This is a genomic window from Protofrankia sp. CiP1_Cm_nod3 (assembly GCF_982290655.1).
Map to the genome: position 1 here is coordinate 16,104 of NZ_CEVIVD010000106.1, position 1,489 is coordinate 17,592.

At 70.5% G+C, this 1,489-nt stretch carries 3 protein-coding genes; all 3 read right to left on the reverse strand.

Annotated features, from left to right (window positions below):
• Positions 1 to 179, reverse strand: a 179-nt coding sequence (locus AC5LUJ_RS17890; RefSeq protein WP_493465341.1) for a helix-turn-helix domain-containing protein, incomplete at its 3' end; no start/stop codon positions are given.
• Positions 180 to 398: 219 nt separating this feature from the next.
• Entirely contained in the window at positions 399 to 611 is a 213-nt protein-coding gene (locus AC5LUJ_RS17895) for a hypothetical protein (RefSeq protein ID WP_493465339.1), read from the reverse strand.
• Between the two features lie 32 nt (positions 612 to 643).
• Positions 644 to 1,348 (reverse strand): NUDIX hydrolase, encoded by a 705-nt coding sequence (locus AC5LUJ_RS17900; RefSeq protein WP_250285627.1) that lies wholly within the window; start codon positions 1,346 to 1,348, stop codon positions 644 to 646.
• Between the last annotated feature and the right edge of the window lie 141 nt (positions 1,349 to 1,489).

The following is a 1,489-nucleotide window of genomic DNA, read 5'->3' on the forward strand; positions in this document are numbered from 1 at the left end:
CCGCTTTCGACCTTGGAAACGTAGGACTGGTCGAAGCCGAGCCGTTCGGCGAGCTGCTGCTGGGTAAGGCCGAACGTCTGCCGGTAGGAGCGGAGAAGGAGTCCCACGCCGGTCGATCGCGTCGTCTGGTGCGGCGGCGTCCACAGCCATGGCTGACCAGTCACCCGCGGTCCTTTCATCCGGCTTCGGGGTTACTGGAAGTGAGCATAACTAGTCGGTCGATCGACCGCGCATAGCCACAAAATGGTCGCTTCCGGTACAGCGAAAATGTTGCTTGCGGTGAAGTGAATCACACGTTCCGCTGACAATCTATTGCGCGTATCCGGGCCGGGCGAGCGGGTGTCGCGGGCCGGCCGGCCGCCGGTTCTTCAGCCGTCCGAGGTTTCCGGTTGGGTGGATCATCTGTTCACGACGCCGTCGGCGAGATCAAAAAAGATCACGACGACGATCAGTGCGATGATCCAGCGAAGAAGGCCCAGCCGGCCCCAGATCTCACGCGCGGCACCGCCGCCGACGCGGCGGCCCCACACCAGCAGCGCGAACAGGGCGCCACCGACGACGACGAGAAATATGCCTGCGTTACTGGCGTCGGGATGCACGTCAACGATCATCGCAGATGATCCCGGGGAGATGGTGGCGTCGTTCACACGGAACGGCGCAACAGTGGTGGGTGCAGGGCCGTGGCGGAGCCCCGCCGGTACAGCTCGGCCGGGCGCCCCCCGCCGCGGGGCGCCGCGCGGGCGCCGACCGGCACCACGAAGCCAGAGGTCGACAGCACCTTGCGGCGGAAGTTGGGCGGGTCGAGCGGGGCGCCCCAGGCCGCCTCATAGACGCGGCGCAGCTCGGCCAGGGTGAACGGCTCCTCGCAGAAGGCGGCGGCGAGCGGGGTGTACTCCAGCTTGCTGCGGGCCCGTTCCACGCCGTCGGCGACGATCGTCGGATGGTCGAAGGCGAGGACCGGGCCGTCCGCGGAGCCCAGGTCCTCCACCGGCCACCAGCGGGCCGTCGGCCCGTCGCGGTCGGTTCCCGGCGGGGGCGGCAGGTTCGGGAGCAGGGCGAGGTAGGCCACGCTGACGACCCGCGCCCGCGGGTCGCGGTCCGGCCGTCCGTAGGTGCGCAGCTGCTCAAGATGGCCGGACGCGGCGACCCCGGTCCCCTCGGCGAGCTGCCGGCGGGCCGAGGCGTCCAGGTCCTCGTCCACCCGGACGAAGCCACCGGGCAGCGCCCAGTCGTCCTGGAACGGCGGCGCGTCCCGCTGGGTGACCAGTACGCAGAGCTGCCCGGAACGCAGCGTCAGCAGGACGACATCGACAGTGACCGCGATCGGGGACGGCCCGTTCACGAGCATGTCCGGGGCCCGCCGCGCGTAGCCCCGGCCCGCCCGCGCCCGGCCCGCCCCGGCCCTGTCCGTGGGGACGCTGTCCACGGGGTCCCCACCGAGCGGGGTCTCGTTCGACATGACAGGTCTCACGATGCCCCAGTGTGCGGC

What these genes read in the sequence shown, in the direction of transcription:
- AC5LUJ_RS17895 (WP_493465339.1), bottom strand. Translation starts at nt 611, where the DNA reads ATGATCGTTGACGTGCATCCCGACGCCAGTAACGCAGGCATATTTCTC.
- AC5LUJ_RS17900 (WP_250285627.1), bottom strand. Translation starts at nt 1,348, where the DNA reads ATGCTCGTGAACGGGCCGTCCCCGATCGCGGTCACTGTCGATGTCGTC.